The 17,289-nt window shown below is 67.9% G+C and carries 17 protein-coding genes; 7 read left to right on the forward strand and 10 right to left on the reverse strand.

The features are described from left to right. The first annotated feature begins 98 nt into the window (after positions 1–98). From AC07X5_RS13630 to AC07X5_RS13640, 3 genes are read left to right on the forward strand one after another with little or no spacing between them, the layout of a single operon-like run. Entirely contained in the window at positions 99–698 is a 600-nt protein-coding gene (locus AC07X5_RS13630) for a YbhB/YbcL family Raf kinase inhibitor-like protein (RefSeq protein WP_494770605.1), read from the forward strand. An 11-nt stretch (positions 699–709) separates the two neighbouring features. Continuing rightward, complete coding sequence (locus AC07X5_RS13635) at positions 710–1,606, forward strand: helix-turn-helix transcriptional regulator (RefSeq protein WP_494770606.1); 897 nt, start codon at positions 710–712, stop codon at positions 1,604–1,606. Between the two features lie 35 nt (positions 1,607–1,641). After that, complete coding sequence (locus tag AC07X5_RS13640) at positions 1,642–2,283, forward strand: glutathione S-transferase family protein (RefSeq protein WP_494770607.1); 642 nt, start codon at positions 1,642–1,644, stop codon at positions 2,281–2,283. Between the two features lie 29 nt (positions 2,284–2,312). On the opposite strand, the gene AC07X5_RS13645 is transcribed toward AC07X5_RS13640, so the two are convergent. Together AC07X5_RS13645 and AC07X5_RS13650 are read right to left on the reverse strand one after the other, a co-directional pair. Further along, positions 2,313–3,074, reverse strand: coding sequence for an enoyl-CoA hydratase/isomerase family protein (locus AC07X5_RS13645; protein ID WP_494770608.1), 762 nt, complete (start codon positions 3,072–3,074; stop codon positions 2,313–2,315). Positions 3,075–3,106: 32 nt separating this feature from the next. Next, complete coding sequence (locus AC07X5_RS13650; protein ID WP_494770609.1) at positions 3,107–4,699, reverse strand: AMP-binding protein; 1,593 nt, start codon at positions 4,697–4,699, stop codon at positions 3,107–3,109. A gap of 154 nt (positions 4,700–4,853) precedes the next feature. Here AC07X5_RS13650 and AC07X5_RS13655 point away from each other — a divergent pair, with 154 nt between their 5' ends. Then, positions 4,854–6,266, forward strand: a complete 1,413-nt coding sequence (locus tag AC07X5_RS13655; RefSeq protein WP_494770610.1) for a sigma-54 interaction domain-containing protein — start codon at positions 4,854–4,856, stop codon at positions 6,264–6,266. A 9-nt stretch (positions 6,267–6,275) separates the two neighbouring features. On the opposite strand, the gene rnhA is transcribed toward AC07X5_RS13655, so the two are convergent. Beyond that, on the reverse strand, positions 6,276–6,725 hold the full coding sequence (rnhA, locus tag AC07X5_RS13660; RefSeq protein WP_409963176.1) for a ribonuclease HI: 450 nt from the start codon (positions 6,723–6,725) through the stop codon (positions 6,276–6,278). 42 nt (positions 6,726–6,767) lie between these two features. Continuing rightward, complete coding sequence (locus AC07X5_RS13665) at positions 6,768–7,595, reverse strand: class I SAM-dependent methyltransferase (protein ID WP_494770611.1); 828 nt, start codon at positions 7,593–7,595, stop codon at positions 6,768–6,770. Here AC07X5_RS13665 and gloB point away from each other — a divergent pair. Together gloB and AC07X5_RS13675 are read left to right on the forward strand one after the other, a co-directional pair. Beyond that, complete coding sequence (gene gloB, locus AC07X5_RS13670; RefSeq protein WP_494770612.1) at positions 7,594–8,373, forward strand: hydroxyacylglutathione hydrolase; 780 nt, start codon at positions 7,594–7,596, stop codon at positions 8,371–8,373. The two genes, AC07X5_RS13665 and gloB, sit on opposite strands and share 2 nt — an antisense overlap. Then, positions 8,370–9,944 carry a transglycosylase SLT domain-containing protein gene (locus AC07X5_RS13675; protein WP_494770613.1) on the forward strand — a complete coding sequence of 525 codons (1,575 nt, stop codon included), beginning with the start codon at positions 8,370–8,372 and terminating at the stop codon, positions 9,942–9,944. The genes gloB and AC07X5_RS13675 overlap by 4 nt, the downstream gene beginning before the upstream one ends. A 150-nt stretch (positions 9,945–10,094) precedes the next feature. Here AC07X5_RS13675 and AC07X5_RS13680 read toward each other — a convergent pair whose 3' ends face one another. From AC07X5_RS13680 to dnaX, 6 genes are all read right to left on the reverse strand, one after another. After that, complete coding sequence (locus tag AC07X5_RS13680; RefSeq protein WP_145698004.1) at positions 10,095–10,247, reverse strand: DUF3096 domain-containing protein; 153 nt, start codon at positions 10,245–10,247, stop codon at positions 10,095–10,097. 125 nt (positions 10,248–10,372) lie between these two features. Then, positions 10,373–11,425 (reverse strand): ABC transporter substrate-binding protein, encoded by a 1,053-nt coding sequence (locus AC07X5_RS13685; protein WP_409963182.1) that lies wholly within the window; start codon positions 11,423–11,425, stop codon positions 10,373–10,375. A 185-nt stretch (positions 11,426–11,610) separates the two neighbouring features. Next, the gene (locus AC07X5_RS13690; protein ID WP_409963184.1) at positions 11,611–12,033 is read right to left on the reverse strand and encodes an MAPEG family protein; all 423 of its coding nucleotides are present in this window, start codon (positions 12,031–12,033) and stop codon (positions 11,611–11,613) included. Positions 12,034–12,141: 108 nt separating this feature from the next. Continuing rightward, the gene (recR, locus tag AC07X5_RS13695; protein WP_494770614.1) at positions 12,142–12,738 is read right to left on the reverse strand and encodes a recombination mediator RecR; all 597 of its coding nucleotides are present in this window, start codon (positions 12,736–12,738) and stop codon (positions 12,142–12,144) included. A gap of 360 nt (positions 12,739–13,098) precedes the next feature. Further along, on the reverse strand, positions 13,099–13,431 hold the full coding sequence (locus AC07X5_RS13700; RefSeq protein ID WP_409963188.1) for a YbaB/EbfC family nucleoid-associated protein: 333 nt from the start codon (positions 13,429–13,431) through the stop codon (positions 13,099–13,101). A gap of 66 nt (positions 13,432–13,497) precedes the next feature. Further along, complete coding sequence (gene dnaX / locus AC07X5_RS13705) at positions 13,498–15,504, reverse strand: DNA polymerase III subunit gamma/tau (protein ID WP_494770615.1); 2,007 nt, start codon at positions 15,502–15,504, stop codon at positions 13,498–13,500. A gap of 235 nt (positions 15,505–15,739) precedes the next feature. Between dnaX and AC07X5_RS13710 the strand changes: the two genes are divergently transcribed. Further along, positions 15,740–17,278: a methyl-accepting chemotaxis protein gene (locus tag AC07X5_RS13710; protein ID WP_494770616.1), complete on the forward strand. Its 1,539-nt coding sequence runs from the start codon at positions 15,740–15,742 to the stop codon at positions 17,276–17,278. The last annotated feature ends 11 nt before the right edge of the window (positions 17,279–17,289 follow it).

Here is a 17,289-nt window from a genome sequence, read left to right on the forward strand (position 1 = left end):
CCGGCTTGATCGGATTGGCACAGAATGCGATTGGCGCAGCACCCTTCGAAAGCACCCCGGAACCTAGACTTTCCTCACACCAACCACCGGGAACAGACATGCCTTTCACCCCCTCTTTTTCCACCTTGCGCACTCTGCTCGCACTGCCGCTGCTCGCACCTCTGGCGGCCTGCACCGTCGTCGCACCAGGCCCTGGCGGTGCATCGCCCACGCCGCCATTCACCGTGCACAGTCCCGACATGGCCGATGGCCGCGTGGCGCGCGCGCAGTTCGCCAGCGCCATGGGCGGCCCTGGCGACAACCTGTCGCCGCAGATTGAATGGCAGGGTGCGCCGGCCAGTGCGCAGAGCTTCATCGTTACCATGTACGACCCCGATGCACCCACCGGCTCGGGCTGGTGGCACTGGGCCGTGGCCAACATCCCCGGCAGTGCCCGCGCGCTGCCGCGTGGCGCGGGCGTGGCGGGCACAAGCGCTCTGCCATCGGGAGCGGTGGAGATCAACACCGACATGGGCGTGCCCGGCTATGTGGGCCCGCTGCCCCCGCCCGGCGAGACGCACCGCTACGTGGTCACCGTGACCGCGCTCGACGTGCCGCGGCTGGACCTGCCGCCCACGGCCACGCCCGCCCTGCTGGCCTTCATGGCCGGCGCCCACACGGTAGGCACGGCCAGCTTCACCGCCATGGGCGCACGCTGAGCACGCACGGCATGAACCACAACCCCATGCGCAGCACACGCCACGCCCCAACCGACAGCGCAACCCTGGCCCGCAGCATCCACGCCCTGCCCGGCGTGGGCATGGCGGCCCATGTGCTGCAGGGGCGCGGGCTGGAAATCCTGCGCATGCGCATGGACCAGCCCGCGCTGATCCTGGTCGACCAGGGCACCAAGACCGTGCACGCCGAGCGCGGCTCATCAGCCCGCGCCGAGCCCGGGCAGGCCATCGTGATCGACGGCCAGCAGACGGTGGACTTCACCAACGCCGTGCCCAGCGGCGTGGACCATTACGAAGCCCGCTGGCTGGTGTTCGACACCGCGCTGCTCGAAGACCCCTACTACCGGGCCCGCGCCGCGCAGGCCGAACGCTCAGGCACCACGGGCGCATCGGTGCGCCTGGTTCCCCAGGTGGCACCGGAACTGGCGAGCGCGTTCGGGCGCGCCGCGCAATCGCTGGCACCGGATGAAGCCCTGCCCGCACCCATCTCGCGCCTGCGCGTGCTGGAGGTATTGCACTGGCTTCTGGAGCAGCACGGCGTGGCTCTGCGCGCGCCGCAAGCGCATGCCGATGTGTCCGCCAAAGTGCGCGCCCTCATCACGGGCCGGCTCGACACCGAATGGACCGCCGGCCGCATCGCCAGCGAACTGGCCGTGTCCGAAGCCACCTTGCGCCGCCGCCTGGTGGCCGAAGGCGCATCGCTCACCCAGCTGCTGGTGGACGCACGCATGGCCACCGCGCTCACGCTGCTGCAGGCCACCGCGCAGCCGGTGTCGTCCATCGCGCTGTCGGTAGGCTATGAATCGCCCTCGCGCTTTGCGGTGCGCTTTCGCCAGCGCTTCGGCTTTGCCCCCACGGCCGTGCGCGGGCACGAGCGCGGCGCCAACTGATCCTTTCCTCCCCTCCCCCACAACATCCAATATCCATGCTCAAAATCCACCACCTCGGCCACTCCCAATCCGAACGCATCGTCTGGCTCTGCGAAGAGCTGGGCCTGCCCTACGACCTCGTGCACTACACGCGCGATGCCGTCACGCGCCTCTCGCCGCCCGAACTCAAAGCCCTGCACCCGCTGGGTGCCGCGCCGCTCATCGAAGACGGCGACCTGTTGCTGGCCGAATCGGCCGCCATCGTTGAATACATCATCGTCAAGCACGGCGGTGGCCGCCTCAAGCTGGGGCCGGAGCATGCCGACTATGCGCAGTACCTGTACTGGTTCCATTTCTCCAACGGCAACCTCATGCCCGTGATGGGCCGCATGATGGCGGTGAACCGCGCCCAGTTGCCGGCGGACCACCCGGTGCAGCAGAACGCGCAGGTGCGGCTCGACCGGGTGATGGCGCTGGTCGAGGCGCGCCTGGGCGAGGCGCCCTACCTGGCAGGCCAGGAGTTCACGGCCGCCGATGTGATGAGCGTGTTCTCGCTCACCACCATGCGGCTGTTCCAGCCGCTGGACCTCGCGCCCTACCCGAACATCCGCGCCTACCTGCAGCGCATCGGCGCGCGGCCGGCGTACCGGCGTGCGATGGCTAAGGGGGATCCGGATCTGGTGCCGTTGCTGAACTGACAGTGTGGTTCAGTGGGGCTTGCGCAGCATCACAGCCGCCCCTTCGCAAACACCCCGATCCGCTGCGCCGTATCCGGGTCCGCAAAGCACGCATTCGCCGCTTTGCCCTCCGCCACCAGCGCCTCTTCAATGCGCGGCCCCAGGCCCGACGTGAGCACGCGCTTGAGACGTGCGGTGGCACTGGCCGAGCGGGTGGCCACCTCGGCGGCCAGGGCCAGGGCGGTGGGCAGCATCTGGTCGGCGGGCACCACGCGGTTGACCAGGCCCAGGGCCTTGAGGTCGGCGGCGCTCTGGCGTTCGCCCAGCACGATGAGTTCCATGGTGCGCTGGTGGCCCAGGATCTGGGGCAGCAGGTGGGTGACGCCGCCGGTGACGAAGTGGCCCAGCGCCATTTCGGGGAAAAAGCAGACCAGGGTGTCTGCAGCCACCACCATGTCGCAGTTGAGCACCCATTCGAAGCCGCCGCCCACGGCATAGCCGTGCACGGCGCCGATGACGAGCTTGGGGCCGAACATGATGTCGCGCGTGATCTGCTGGATGCGCTCGCAGTGCTCGGCGATGGCGGCGGGGCTTTCGGACTGTTCGCCGAACTCCTTGAGATCGTCGCCCGCGCAGAAGGCACGGCCCGCTCCGGTGAAGACGATGGCCCGCGTGGCAGGCTCGTTCTGCGCGGCCTGCAGGGCGGCGTGCAGGTCCACCAGCAGCGTACCGCTGATGGCATTGAGGCGCTCGGGGCGCTGCAGGGTGACGATGCTGACGGCGCCCTCGATCGTATGGGTGGCAAAGCCCATGGTTGGTCTCGCTTTCTTCGTTCGTTGGATGGTCAGTTGGTGGTGTGCAGCGTCTCGGCCTCGCGGTCCCAGGTGCCCGGTGCAATGCCTTCGGCCTGCAGGCGGAATTTCTCGACCTTGTCGGTGGGGGTCTTGGGCAAGATGGGCAGCAGGCGCAGGTAGCGCGGCACCATGAAGCGGGCCATGCGTTCGCTGCAGTGCCGGGCAAGGTCGGCAGGCGTGAGGCGGCAGCCAGGGCGCAGCACCACACAGGCCATGACCTCTTCCTCGGTCATGTCGCTGGGCACGCCGAACACCGCGCATTCGAGCACATCGGGGTGGGTCTCGATGCCCATCTCGACCTCGGCGGCCGAGATGTTCTCGCCGCGGCGGCGCACGATGTCCTTGGTGCGGCCGACGAAGTACATGTAGCCGTCCTCGTCCTGGCGCAGCAGGTCGCCGGTGTGGAACCACAGATCCTTGAAGGCGGCGAGCGTGGCTTCGGGCATGCCGTAGTAGCCCTGCATGAGCAGGCCGGGCTGCTCGGGGCGGATGAGCAGCTCGCCGGGCTGGCCCACGGGCACTGCGACGCCCTGCGGGTCTGCCAGGCGTGCGCTGAAAGCAGGGTCCACCTTGCCGCACGAGCCCCTGCGGCGCAGCTCGTGCAGCGGCGTGTACATCACGCCGCCGGCCTCGGTGGAGCCGTAGAGTTCCACCAGGCGGCAGCCGAAGCGCTCCTCGAACTCTGGCGCAAACGCCGGCAGGGGCACGCCCCAGCCCAGGCGGGCGCGGTGGTCGCGGTCGCGGGGTGATGGCGCTTGCTTCCACAGCATGGTGACCGTAGCGCCCATGAAGTCGAACACGGTGGCCTGCAAGGCGCGCACCTCGTCCCAGTAGCGCGAGACGCTGAAGCGCTCGCCGATGGCGGCCAAGCCGCGCAGCAGCAGCGCGGGCACGATGGTCATGACGGTGGCGTCCAGGTGGAACATCGGGTAGGGGCAGTACAGCACGTCGTCGGGCCGCAGTTCCAGCCCCGCGATGAAAAGCCGCGCCTGGGCCAGCACGAAGCGGTGCGCGATCATGGCCGCCTTGGAGCGGCCGGTGGTGCCCGAGGTGTAGAGCAGCAGGCACAGGGCATCGGGCGCGACCTCGGGGCGCGGCAGGGCCTGCGCGGTGGGCTCCATGCTGCACAGCACGCTATAGGGCTGGCAACCGTCGGGCAGTGCGGAGCCCTCGCCCACCACAAAGACCTGGGTGGCCGTGGCCAACTCGGGCTGCACCTCGGCCCACTGCGCATGCAGGGTGGCATGCACCACGGCCAGCCGGCTTTCCACCAGGTTGACGGCGGCAGCCAGCGCCGCGCCGCGGAACGAGGTGTTGACGGGAGCAGCCACCGCGCCCAGCTTGGCCAGGGCAAACCACAGCACGGCCATCTCGATGCAGTTGGGCAGCAGCAGGCTGACATGGTGGCCCGCGCGCACGCCCTGGGCGTGCAGGCCGGCGGCCAGGCGGTCGCTGGCCTCGTCGAGCTGGCGGTAGGACCACTCGCCCGCAGCCATGCGGATGAAGGGCTGGTGCGGCACCTCGGCGGCGGCACGGCGCAGTTCGGCGCCAAGGGAAGGGGCAAAAGAAGGGGCGTGGGCCATGACGGATGCAGGATAGGAATTGCCATGCCAAAGGGCAAGGACCATGCCATCGGCGCTGTGCGCCCCTCTCCCATGCGGACACGCCAACACCGCGCCATACAGCGAATTGATTTGCTACAAACGTTCAATAATTGAACGTTGTATATTGCAACACATGCCTACCAGGAAGCCTCCCACCGCTTTACCCGCCCCCGTCGGCAGCCCAGGCGACTTGCTGGAGCGCCAGGGCCAGCTCATCGAGGAGTTGCAGACCCTGGTGAACCATGTGCCCTATGGGCTGATGGTGCTGGAGCCCGGCGGCGTGGTGCGCCACCTCAATGCCGAGGCGGCGCGCCAGCTGCGGCTGCCGCGCCACCTGGCGCAGGGGCGCACGCTGGGTTCGCTGCTGGACTTCGACACCATGGTGGAGCAGGTGTTCCTGACGGGCGAGGGCTATACCGATCGCGAGCGCGTGATTTCCACCCCGCGCTTTCAGCTGCATGTGCTGGACACGGCAGTGCCCGTGAAGGCGGCGGACGGGCGCGTGCTGTCGGTGGTGAACACCTTCCGCGAGATCAGCGGGGTGCACCGGCTGGCCGGCCGGCTGGCGGGCAGCCAGGCGCGGCACACCTTCGACACCATGATCGGCCAGAGCCCCGCGCTGCGGGCCACCATTGCCGCGGCACGCAAGGCGGCGGCGGGCCAGGCCAATGTGCTGCTGTGCGGCGAGAGCGGCACGGGCAAGGAGGTGCTGGCCCAGGCCATCCACAACGCGAGCGCGCGGCGCGACGGCCCTTTCATCGCGGTGAACTGCGCGGCGCTGCCGCGCGATTTGATCGAGAGCGAGCTGTTCGGCCATGCGCCGGGCGCCTTCACCGGCGCGCACCGCGAAGGACGGCCGGGCAAGTTCGAGGCGGCCAGTGGCGGCACGATCTTTCTGGACGAGGTGTCGGAGCTGCCGCTGGATGTGCAGGCCAAGCTCCTGCGCGTACTGCAGGAGCGCGAGGTGGTGCGCCTGGGCAGCACGCGCGCCGTGCGCGTGGATGCGCGGGTCATCACCGCCAGCAACCGCGACCTGCATGCCATGGTGGCGCGCAAGGAGTTCCGCGAAGACCTGTACTACCGCTGCCACGTGATCGCGCTGACCCTGCCGCCGCTGCGCGAGCGCCCGGCCGACGTGGCCCTGCTGGCCACGCATTTCCTTGCCCGCTATGCGGCGGCGCTGGGCAAGCCCGTGCACGAACTGCCTGCCGCCGTGCTGGCCGCGCTGCTGCAGCACCCCTGGCCCGGCAATGTGCGCGAGCTGGAGAATGCGATGGAGCGGCTGGTGAACCTGAGCGAAGGGGGCACGCTGGATGCGAGCATGCTGGGCCTGGTGCCTGCGGTGTCTGGCGTGCCGGCCGCCATGGAGTCAGCCCCTGCCGGGGTGCGCAGCCTGCGCGAGGCAGAGCGCGAAGCCATCGTGCAGGCCCTCAAGTCGCACCGCTTCAACGTGACGCGTGCGGCGCAGGCCCTGGGCATTGCCAAGCCCACGCTGTATGCCAAGCTCAGGCTGCACGGGATTGGGCTGGAAAGGCCGCTGGCCTGAAGCTCGAACTCAGATCCGGCCGAGTGCCTTGTCCACACCCTTGTTGGCCAACTGATCGGCCTTCTCGTTGCCCGGGTCGCCCGAGTGGCCCTTGACCCAGCGCCAGTCGATGCGGTGGCCGCCGTTGGCCACCAGGGCGTCCAGGCGCTGCCACAGCTCCACGTTCTTCACCGGGGCCTTGGTGGCGGTGCGCCAGCCGCGCGCCTTCCAGCCGTGGATCCATTCGGTGATGCCCTTGCGCACGTACTCGCTGTCCAGGTACAGGGTGACGGCGCAGGGGCGCTTCAGGGCCGCCAGTGCCTCGATCACGGCCAGCAGCTCCATGCGGTTGTTGGTGGTGCCCAGCTCGCCGCCGAACATTTCCTTTTCGGCCGTGCCGGCGCGCAGCAGCACGCCCCAGCCGCCAGGGCCGGGGTTGCCCTTGCAGGCACCGTCGGTGTAAATCACTACTTCGTTCAAGATCGCTTCCTGTTTTTCGCTACCCGGGAGTCTAGGGCCTGTTCACCGGCGATGGGCCGTGCCTGGCGGGGACGGCGTACGGTGGGCAACGGGCACGGTAGCCGCAGTGCGCTGCTTGGCGGTGCGCCATGCCGGGCCCAGCAGGCGCATGCCGTGCACGCGCTTGACGGCCACGACGAAATAGCTCGCGCCGAAAATGGGCCACCAGCGCTCGCCCAGCGGGTCGATCCAGCCCAGGCGCTCGATCCACTGGCTGCTGCGCACGGCGGGGCAGTAGCAGCCGAACCGGGCCGATTCGACCTCGAAGCTGAGCAGCCGCAGCCAGTCGCGCAGGCGGCGGTAGCCGATGAATTCGCCCACGTCGGGCAGGTAGAGGGTGCCGCGGCCAAAACGCTGGTACAGCCTTGCCCGGCGCTGGCGCAGGCCCCACAGGCTCAGGGGATTGAGGCCGCTGATGACCACGCGCCCCTCGGGCACCAGCACACGTTCCACCTCGCGCAGCGCGGTGTGGGGGTCTATGCTTAGCTCCAGCGTATGGGGCAGCACCACCAGGTCCAGGCTGGCTTCGGCGAACGGCAGGGCCACGGGTTCGGCCAGCAGGGCGATGGCCTGGCGCGGCGTTCCGTCCTCGCGCAGGCCGACATCCGGTGGCATGGCGTCGCCGCTCGCGGCCTCCTGCCCCAGCACCAGCCACTGGTTGGGCATGCGGTTGGTGCGCAGGCCGTCCAGCAGGGGCATGCCCAGCTGCACGGCGTGGTAGCCGAACATGTCAGCCACGGCCTCGTCGAGCCGCGCCTGCTCCCAGGCCAGCAGGTAACGGCCGGGCGGGGAATGGAACCAATGGTGCAAACCTATAATTTGATCGCTCATGAACCTGCTACCGCTGCCCGCCTTTGCCGACAACTACATCTGGATGCTGCACGACGCACGCCAGGCCATTGTGGTCGACCCGGGAGATCCCGCACCGGTTCAGAAGGCATTGAACGACCTGGGACTGCGATTGCAGGCCATTCTAGTCACGCACCACCACAACGACCATGTGGGCGGGGTGGACGTGCTGCGCGAGGCCACGGGTGCCACGGTGTACGGCCCTGCGCGCGAAAAGATCCCCGAGCCCCTGGTGCGCCTGTCGGCAGGCGATGGCGTGGACGTGGCCGGCCTGCACTTCACGGTGCTGGACGTGCCCGGCCACACGGCGGGGCACATCGCCTTTTACTGCGCCGACCTGGGGGACGGCACGCCGGTGCTGTTCTGCGGCGATACGCTGTTCTCGGGCGGCTGCGGGCGGCTGTTCGAGGGTACGCCCGCGCAGATGCTCGACTCGCTGGACCAACTGGCTGCCCTGCCCGGCAACACGCGGGTGTGTTGTGCGCACGAATACACACTCTCGAACCTGAAATTCGCGCGCGCCGTGGAACCTGGCAACCAGGATCTGGTCCACTACCTCGGCTGGTGTGAGGAACAGCGGGCACGCAACGTACCCACGCTGCCATCGACCGTTGCGCAGGAGCGCGCGGTGAACCCCTTCCTGCGCGTGCGCGAGTCCGAGGTGCGCGCAGCGGCACAGCGGTTCGACCAGCAGGCAGATCAACACGACGCAGTGGCCGTACTGGCGGCCCTGCGCCAATGGAAGAACGAGTTTCGATGAAAATTGTGCACATCGCGTGCCTGGCCGGCATGCTCTGGCTGACTGGCTGCGCCACCACCGGAACCGACACCACCGTGGCGGGCAGCGCGTCCGACGGCCCCGCGACCCCTACCAACAACAACAAGTCCCCGGCACGCCCCGCGCACACGCCGCTCATCCCCAATGGGCCGCTGCAGCCCATCATGGCGGTGAACGCCTTCAACAACGGCGGGGTGGCCTCGCTGTCGGCACCGGCCGACCTGTGGGACCGCATCCGCCGCGGCTTTGCCATGCCCGACCTGCAGCACGAGCTGGTGCAGGACCGCGAGCAGTGGTATGCCACGCGGCCTGACTACATCCAGCGCATGACGGAGCGCTCGAGCAAGTACCTGTTCCACATCGTCGAGGAACTCGAGCGCCGCGGCATGCCGACCGAGCTGGCGCTGCTGCCCTACATCGAGAGCGCGTTCAACCCGCAGGCGGTGTCGAGCGCCAAGGCGGCGGGCATGTGGCAGTTCATGCCAGCCACCGGCAGTTACTTCGACCTCAAGCAGAACGCCTTCCGCGATGACCGGCGCGACGTGCTGGCATCGACCCGCGCGGCGCTCGACTACCTGCAAAAGCTCTACGGCATGTTCGGCGACTGGCACCTGGCCCTGGCCGCCTACAACTGGGGCGAAGGCAGCGTGGGCCGCGCCATCGCAAAGAACCAGAAGGCCGGCCTGGGCACCAGCTACACCGACCTGAACATGCCGGCCGAAACCCGGCTGTACGTGCCCAAGCTGCAGGCGGTGAAGAACATCGTGGCCAACCCCGATGCCTTCAAGACCGAGCTGCCGCTGATCGAGAACCACCCCTACTTCCAGACGGTGGACATCACCCACGACATCGACGTGGCGCTGGTGGCCAGCCTCTCGGGCATCCGCGAAGAGGATTTCCGCGCACTGAACCCCTCGTACAAGCGCCCGGTGATCCTGGCGGCCGGCACGCCGCAGATTCTGCTGCCCTGGGACAACGCCAAGGTCTTCCAGCGCAACATGGAAGCGCGCCGCGAGGGCCAGTACGCGAGCTGGACTGTGTGGTCCGTGCCCACCACCATGACCGTGGCCGACGCGGCCCAGCGCACGGGCATGAGCGAAAGCGATCTGCGCGCGATGAACAACATTCCGCCGCGCATGCTGATCAAGGCCGGCTCGGCGCTGATGGTGCCGCGCTCGGTGACCACGCGCGAGGATGTGTCGTCGCACCTGGCCGACAACGGCCAGTTGGCCTTCGCACCCGAGATCGTCACCCGCCGCACCACGGTGCGCGCCCGCAAGGGCGAAACCGTGGCCAGCGTGGCCAGGCGCTACAACCTGAGCGCCAGCAGCGTGGCCGACTGGAACGACGTGAAGTCCAGCGCCGCCTTCAAGCTGGGCCAGCAGATCGTGGTCTACCTGCCCGTGCGCGCCGCCACTGCGGCTGCCACCCAGGTGCGCTCATCGAGCGTGCGCAACGTGGTGCAGGCCCGTGGCAAGCAAAGCGCCGCCAAGGCACCGCCATCGGCCCCCGCCAAGCGCGGCGGCACGCCGTCCAAAGTCAAAAAGCGCTGAGCATTCACATCTTGAGGGTCCGACCCCGCCCTCACGAGTGGCTTAAAAGCTCAGCGAAGCGGTCCTGGCTAGGCGCTTCGTCGCGGACAGTACCAGCGGTACGGCAAGACGGGGCAACGACGCCAGGAGAGGTTTTAAGCCGCTCCGCCCTTACAACTTGAGGGAGTGCATGCCCATTAGTCCCAGCACGCCCATGACGATGAGGTAGATCGCCACGATGGTGCTGAGCAGGCGCGGCATGACGAGGATGAGGATGCCCGCGATCAGGGAGACGAGCGGGCCGATGCTGAGGGTGAACGACATGATGAGGCAGTCCTTGCAGGTAGGCTGGGTGGTTGGTATCCGGAGGTTACGCATCCGGAGCGCCCGCCAATGTAAGCCATCTTCCCGTCCCGAAAGCGCAATCGGCGCGTGGTGAACAGGCAGTCTCAGACGTTGTACTTCTGCCGCGCCTTGCGCACCCACTCGTTGCTGAAGGTGCGCGCCAGGTCCACCTTGGCGTCGGCCACCTCGGCTCCGGTGCGGCCCAGCACGCGCAGCGCGGTCGCGGGGCCGTCGTCCGGCATCAGCCCGTTGGGCGAGAAGGTCTCGCGCACGCGGCTGAACGCGGCCAGGTACAGGCCCCGGTCGCCCAGCAGGTAGCCGGGGGGAACCACCTTGATCAGGTCGGCCGGCGCTGCCGTCTGCAGCCATTTGAGCGCATGCACGATGCCGTTGGTCAGTGCCTGCACCTGGGCGGCCTGCTTCTGGATGAATGCCTGGGGGGCATACAGGCAGCCGGCCGGCATGTTGCCGCCGAACAGCTCGTGCGCGCCCTTCAGGGTGCGCATGTCGCCGACGATGTGCACGTCCATCTTCTGCTCCAGCAGCGTCATGATGGGATCGGCATGGCACAGGGCATGCACCTGGCCTGTGCGCAACGCCGCCACGGCGGGCGCGCCCGAGCCCACGCCGATGAAGTTCACGTCGCGCTCACGCACACCGGCACGCGCCAGCAGGTGGATGGCCATGAGGTGCGTGGACGAGCCCAGGGCCGAGACGCCGATGCGCCGGCCCGCCAGGTCGCCTATGTCGTCATAGCGCGGCAGCGCCTTGCGCGACACCCCCATGGCGATCTGCGGTGCACGGCCATGCAGCGCCATCGCGCGCAGATGGGTGCCACGCACCTGCTGGCGGATGGTGTATTCATAGGCTCCAGAGCCCACATCGGCGGTGCCGTTGAGTACCGCCTGCAGCGCCATGGCGCCGCCGGCAAAGTCGGACACCACGACCTGCAGCCCTTCGCTTTCGAAATACCCCAGCAGGTCGGCCAGCGCCAGCGGCAGGTGGTAGAGCACGCTCTGCCCGCCCACGGCCACGGTGACGCGCCCCAGGCCTGGAGCAGCCGCCTGCTGCGACAGCACGGCAGGCGCAAACACCGCAGCCGCCGAGAAGGCGGATACGGCGCCAAATGCGCGTCGGCTGAGCATGGGACTGGACATGGGAAAAGAAAGGCGGAAAGGCCCATTGTTGCACCGCAACAATCGTGCCTCAGCATGGCCTCGCAGGCATCAGGGACTACCCCTGGGGACTACTACGTAGGTGACAGTGAATCAAGGCCCGCAAAGGGCCCCAATGCCAGCCGGCAGAGCCCCGGCCATGGCCGCAAAAAACGCAGAGCTTGCTATCAGCGGTATCCCAGGAACAGGATACCGATGTTGACGAGGAAGGCACCCGTCCACAGCGCGCTGCGCACGGTGGGCATGTCCGCGACATACATCATGATGTAGAAAATGCGCAAAAACACCCACAGCAAGGCCGCCAGGTCGAGCAGCGTCTGGCCGGCGCCGAGCTGGTGCGCGATGATGACGGCGCCGATGAAGAACGGCAGCGCTTCGAAGCTGTTGGTCTGCGCCGCATTGGCACGCGCATGCCAGCCGGTCTGCTGGGCCATCCAGCCGCGCGGATCATGGTTGTCAAAGCCGCCGTTGCCGCGCGACTTGCCCTTGCCGGCACTCTTGGCCAGGTAGGAGCACACCATGGGCAGCAGCGCAGCCACGAGCACACACCAGTAGGCCGCCGTGAAACGCGCCACGTGCATGGAATTCATTGGGATTGCACTTTCTTCTTGGGATGGCTTGCCGCTCTTTGCCGGCAAGCTATTGAATTGATAGTAATGGGGCGGGATTCTAAGCGGCGCAAAAGACAATAGCCGCTGTCACCGCCGGTCCACCAGTGCGTGCGCGATGGTGCCCAGGTCCACATACTCGAGCTCGCTGCCCACCGGCACGCCGCGCGCCAGCCGCGTGACATGCAGGCCCCGGGCCTTGAGCGCCTCGCTGATCACATGCGCCGTCGCCTCGCCCTCGGCGTTGAAGTTGGTCGCCAGGATCACCTCCTGCACCGTGCCATCGCTGGCCCGGTCCATGAGCTTGTGCAGCCCGATCTCCTTGGGGCCGATGCCATCGAGCGGACTGAGCCGCCCCATGAGCACGAAGTACAGCCCCTTGAAGGCCCCGGTGCGCTCCAGCGCCGACTGGTCGGCCGGCGTCTCCACCACGCACAGCCGCGTGGCATCGCGCTCCGGGTCCAGGCAGGTGCTGCACACCTCCGCCTCGGTGAAGGTATGGCAGCGGCTGCAATGGTGCACCGACGCCACCGCCTCATGCAGCGCCCGCGACAAGGTCTCGGCGCCCTCCCGGTCATGCTGCAGCAGATGGAAGGCCATGCGCGAAGCCGACTTCACCCCCACCCCCGGCAGCCGCTTGAGCGCCTGGATCAAAACATCAAGGGAGTTGGTAGAAGAAGAAGCCATAGGCCCAGTGTAAGCAGCAAGTGCCCGTAAAAAAACCGAAGTCTGCCAGGCGCCAGTGAGCAAAGCGAACGATGCGCCGCCCCTGCCCTCACACCCCGCCCTCAAGGGCGTAGCGAGCGGGATAAGCTGCTAGGCGGACGGAGCGCAGGAACCGGAACGTACTTGAAGTACGTGAGGATTCCGAGCACCGCCCAACGACGCAGATTGCCCGCTCGGTAGCCAGCCCACCACAGCCCTCAAGGGCGTGGCGAGCGGTCTTCAGGCTAGGCGGACGGAGCACAGCAACCGGAACGTACTTCCTGTACGTGAGGATTGCGAGCACCGCCCAACGACGCATGAAGGCCGCTCGGTAGCCAGCCCTCAAAAAGGCAGTTTCATGCCGGGGGGGAGGCCTGGCATTCCTGCCGTGAGCTTGCCCATCTTCTCCGCCGAAGTCTCTTCCGCCTTGCGCACGGCCGCATTGAACGCCGCCGCCACCAGGTCTTCGAGCATGTCCTTGTCCTCGGCCAGCAGGCTGGGGTCGATGGTGATGCGCTTGACGTCGTGCTTGCAGGTCATGAGCACCTTCACGAGGCCGGCGCCGGATTCGCCCTCCACCTCGATGAAGGCCAGTTCGTCCTGGGCCTTCTTCAGGTTGTCCTGCATGGCCTGGGCCTGCTTCATCAGGCCGGCGAGTTGTCCTTTGTTGAACATGGTGGTGGTCCTTGGGTTGGAGGTTGTTACTGTCTATCTATCGGTATCGGTATCGCTGAAAACGCCTCACGCAGGCTTGATGCTGCCGGGCACGATTTTCGCGCCATGGTCGCGCAGCAGGGTCTGTACGTAGGGGTCGTTCATGACGATCTCTTCGGCCACGCGCTGGCGCTCGGCAGCGGCAGCGGCATTGCGGCGGGCAGGGCTGTCTATCACCACGCCCACTTCCACGGTGATCTGCGCGGCGTGGCCCGCTGCCTCCAGCGCGCTGCGCAGCCGCTCGCGCGCCGTGGGCTGATTGAGCGACTCGCGTTCCACGCGCAGCAGCCAGTGGGCGCCATCGCGCGCCACCAGCTGCGACTGCAGCGCCAGTTCGCGCACCAGCGCGGTGATGGCCTCGGCGGCCACCAGGGACTGCACGGTGGTGTACCAGACCTCGCCCTCTTCGGTCGGTGTGTAGCGGGCCGAGGCCGGCGTGGTCGAAGAAGGCGATGCTGCCGTGGGCTGCAGGCGCGCACCGGGCTCGGCGGACATGCTGCGCACAGGGATGGACACCACATCGGCCGCCGCCGGGCGCTCGACCACTGCCGTGGCGGACGCACCGGATGAGGATGGCGATGGCGATGGCCGGGCGGACTCGCGCCCAGCGCCCTCGTCACCAGGCCCGCCGTGCTGCCGGTCGAAATCGTCGAGCGTACGCACCGGCAGCGCCGTGGCCTGCGGAGCCGCGGCGGCCACCGCAGGAGGAGGGGTGGGCGCAGGTGCAGCAGGCGCCGGAACGGCTGCGGCTGGCGGCACCGCAACCGGCGGTGCGGCCACAGGGGACGCTGGCGCCTGCACCACTGCAACTGCTGGCGCCGGCGCCGCCGGCAACGGCGCAGCAGCAGCAACCGGAGCTGCGGCAGGGGTCGAAGCCGCGGGTTCAGGCCGCGTCAGAGTTTTTTTTTCCGCCGGGCCGTCGCCGGCCGGGGGTTTGAAGGCCAGCAGGCGCAGCAGCACCATGGTCAGGGCCGCATACTCGTCGGGTGCCAGGCCCAGCTCACCGCGGCCATGCAGGCACAGGCTGTACAGCAGTTGTGTCTCGTCGGCCGGCATCGCGGCCGACAGGCGCGCGGTTTCGGCGGCCTCGGGGTCGTCAGCATCGATGGCGCCCACCATCTGTGGCACGGCCTGGAACACGGCCATGCGCTGCAGCACGGCGCTCATTTCCTCCAGGGTGGAGGCGGCAGACAGGCCGTTCATGCGCAGCGCATCGGCGGTTTCCACCACGGTTTTGCCATCGCCCAGGGCCAGGGCCTCGATGAGGCGGAACACGTAGGAGCGGTCCACCGCGCCCAGCATCTGGCGCACGCCGGCCTCCTGCAGCTGGCCGCTGCCGAAGGCAATCGCCTGGTCGGTGAGCGACAGCGCGTCGCGCATGGAACCGCGCGCGGCGCGCGACAGCAGGCGCAGCGCCTGGGGTTCTGCGGGCACGTTCTCGGCCGCGAGCACCTGGGTCAGGTGGCCGAGCACCGTCTCGGGCGCCATGGGGCGCAGGTTGAACTGCAGGCAGCGGCTCAGCACCGTGACCGGCACCTTCTGCGGGTCGGTCGTGGCGAGCACGAACTTCAGGTACTCGGGCGGCTCTTCGAGCGTCTTGAGCATGGCGTTGAAGGCCGTGTTCGTGAGCATGTGCACTTCGTCGATCATGAAGACCTTGAAGCGCCCCTGCACCGGCTTGTACACGGCCTGCTCGAGCAGGCTCTGTACCTCGTCCACGCCGCGGTTGGAGGCGGCGTCGAGTTCGGTGTAGTCGACGAAACGGCCGCTGTCGATGTCGGTGCAGGCCTGGCACACGCCGCAGGGCGTGGCGGTGATGCCGCCCGTGCCGTCCGGCCCCTGGCAGTTGAGCGACTTGGCCAGGATGCGCGAGACAGTCGTCTTGCCCACCCCCCGCGTACCCGTGAACAGGTAGGCATGGTGCAGCCGCTGCTGGGTGAGCGCGTTGGTGAGCGCCTGCACCACGTGCTCTTGCCCCACCATTTCCGTGAAATTGCGGGGGCGGTACTTGCGGGCGAGCACGAGATAGGACATGGCTTGATTCTAAGGGGGTCCGCGGATGCCCCTGCACAACCCTGGCCCGCCATCGGAACCTGCTCCCACCGCCCAAAACCCGCTGCTGGCAACCGGGAAAACACTGCGGGCCGATCCTATGTACATCCTGCAACACACTGCCTAGCATGGGCCAAGGCTTGCTGCCTGGGTGTGGCGGTGGCCGATGCACAACGGAAGGTGGCTGTATATGGTGGATATCTCCCAGAGGCGGCCCATGGGCGTCGCCAGGCGCATGGGCCTTCTGATTGCCTGCGCACTCGCCGGAATCGCGGTCATCACCGCCATCGTGCTCGGCTCTGAGCGCAGCCTCATCATGGAGGAGCGCAAGAGCAGCGTGCGCCAGAACGTCGAGTCGGCACACAGCCTCATCGTCCACTACCACGCGCAGGCCAAGGCCGGCAAGATGCCCGAGGCCCAGGCCCAGCAGATGGCCAAGGACAGCCTGCGCGCCATGCGCTACAGCGGCAACGAGTATTTCTGGATCAACGACATGCAGCCGGTGATGGTGATGCACCCGATCCGCCCCGAGCTCGATGGCAAGGACCTTTCGGACAACAAGGACCCGACGGGCATGCGCCTGTTCGTGGAATTCGTCAACGTGGTCAAGGCCCGCGAGGCGGGCTTCGTGCTCTACCTGTGGCCCAAGCCGGGCAGCACCGATCCGGTGCTCAAGGCATCCTACGTCAAGGGCTTTGCGCCCTGGGGCTGGGTGGTGGGCTCGGGCGTGTATGTGGACACGGTGAACTCGGCCGTCAACGAGCGCATCATCAAGTTCGGAATGTGCGCGGTGGTACTGGCCGCGCTGCTCCTGGGCGTGGGCATGCTGATATCGCGCGGCATCCTGCGCCAGCTGGGGGGAGAGCCCGAGTACGCCGCCCGCATCACCGGGCAGATGGCGCAGGGCGATCTGTCCATGGACATTGCGCTGCAGCCCGGCGACCAGTCCAGCCTGCTGCACGGCATGCAGGGCATGCGCACCAGCATCGCCAACATCGTGAGCGAGGTGCGCTCGGGCACACAGTCCATCGCCACCGCCTCGACCGAGATCGCAGCGGGCAACAACGACCTGTCGGCGCGCACCGAGCAGCAGGCCAGCGCCTTGCAGCAGACCGCCGCCTCGATGGAAGAGCTCACCAGCACCGTGCGCCAGAATGCCGACAACGCGCGCCATGCCAGCCAGTTGGCCAACACCGCGTCCCAGGTGGCGGTGCGCGGCGGCAGCGTGGTCGACCAGGTGGTGAGCACCATGGGCGAGGTCAACAACTCTTCCAAGCGCATCGTGGACATCATCGGCGTGATCGATGGCATTGCCTTCCAGACCAACATCCTGGCGCTCAATGCCGCGGTGGAGGCAGCCCGCGCCGGGGAGCAGGGCCGCGGCTTTGCGGTGGTGGCCAGCGAAGTGCGCGCCCTGGCCCAGCGCAGCGCCGCAGCCGCCAAGGAGATCAAGGTGCTGATCGATGCCTCGGTCAACAAGGTGGGCGAAAGCACGCGCCTGGTGGACGAAGCGGGCAGCACCATGACCGAGGTGGTAAAGAGCGTGCAGCAGGTCACGCAGATCATCAGCGAGATCGCCGCCGCCAGCCAGGAGCAGTCCTCGGGCATCGACCAGGTGAATGTGGCCATCTCCAACATGGACCAGGTCACCCAGCAGAACGCCGCCCTGGTCGAAGAAGCGGCCTCGGCCGCCGAATCGCTCAACCTGCAGGCGGCCAAGCTGGAGCAACTGGTCAGCGTGTTCAGGCTGGGGTGAGCCCTGCCGCC

This window comes from Acidovorax sp. GW458-11-26-14-TSB4, assembly GCF_059423865.1.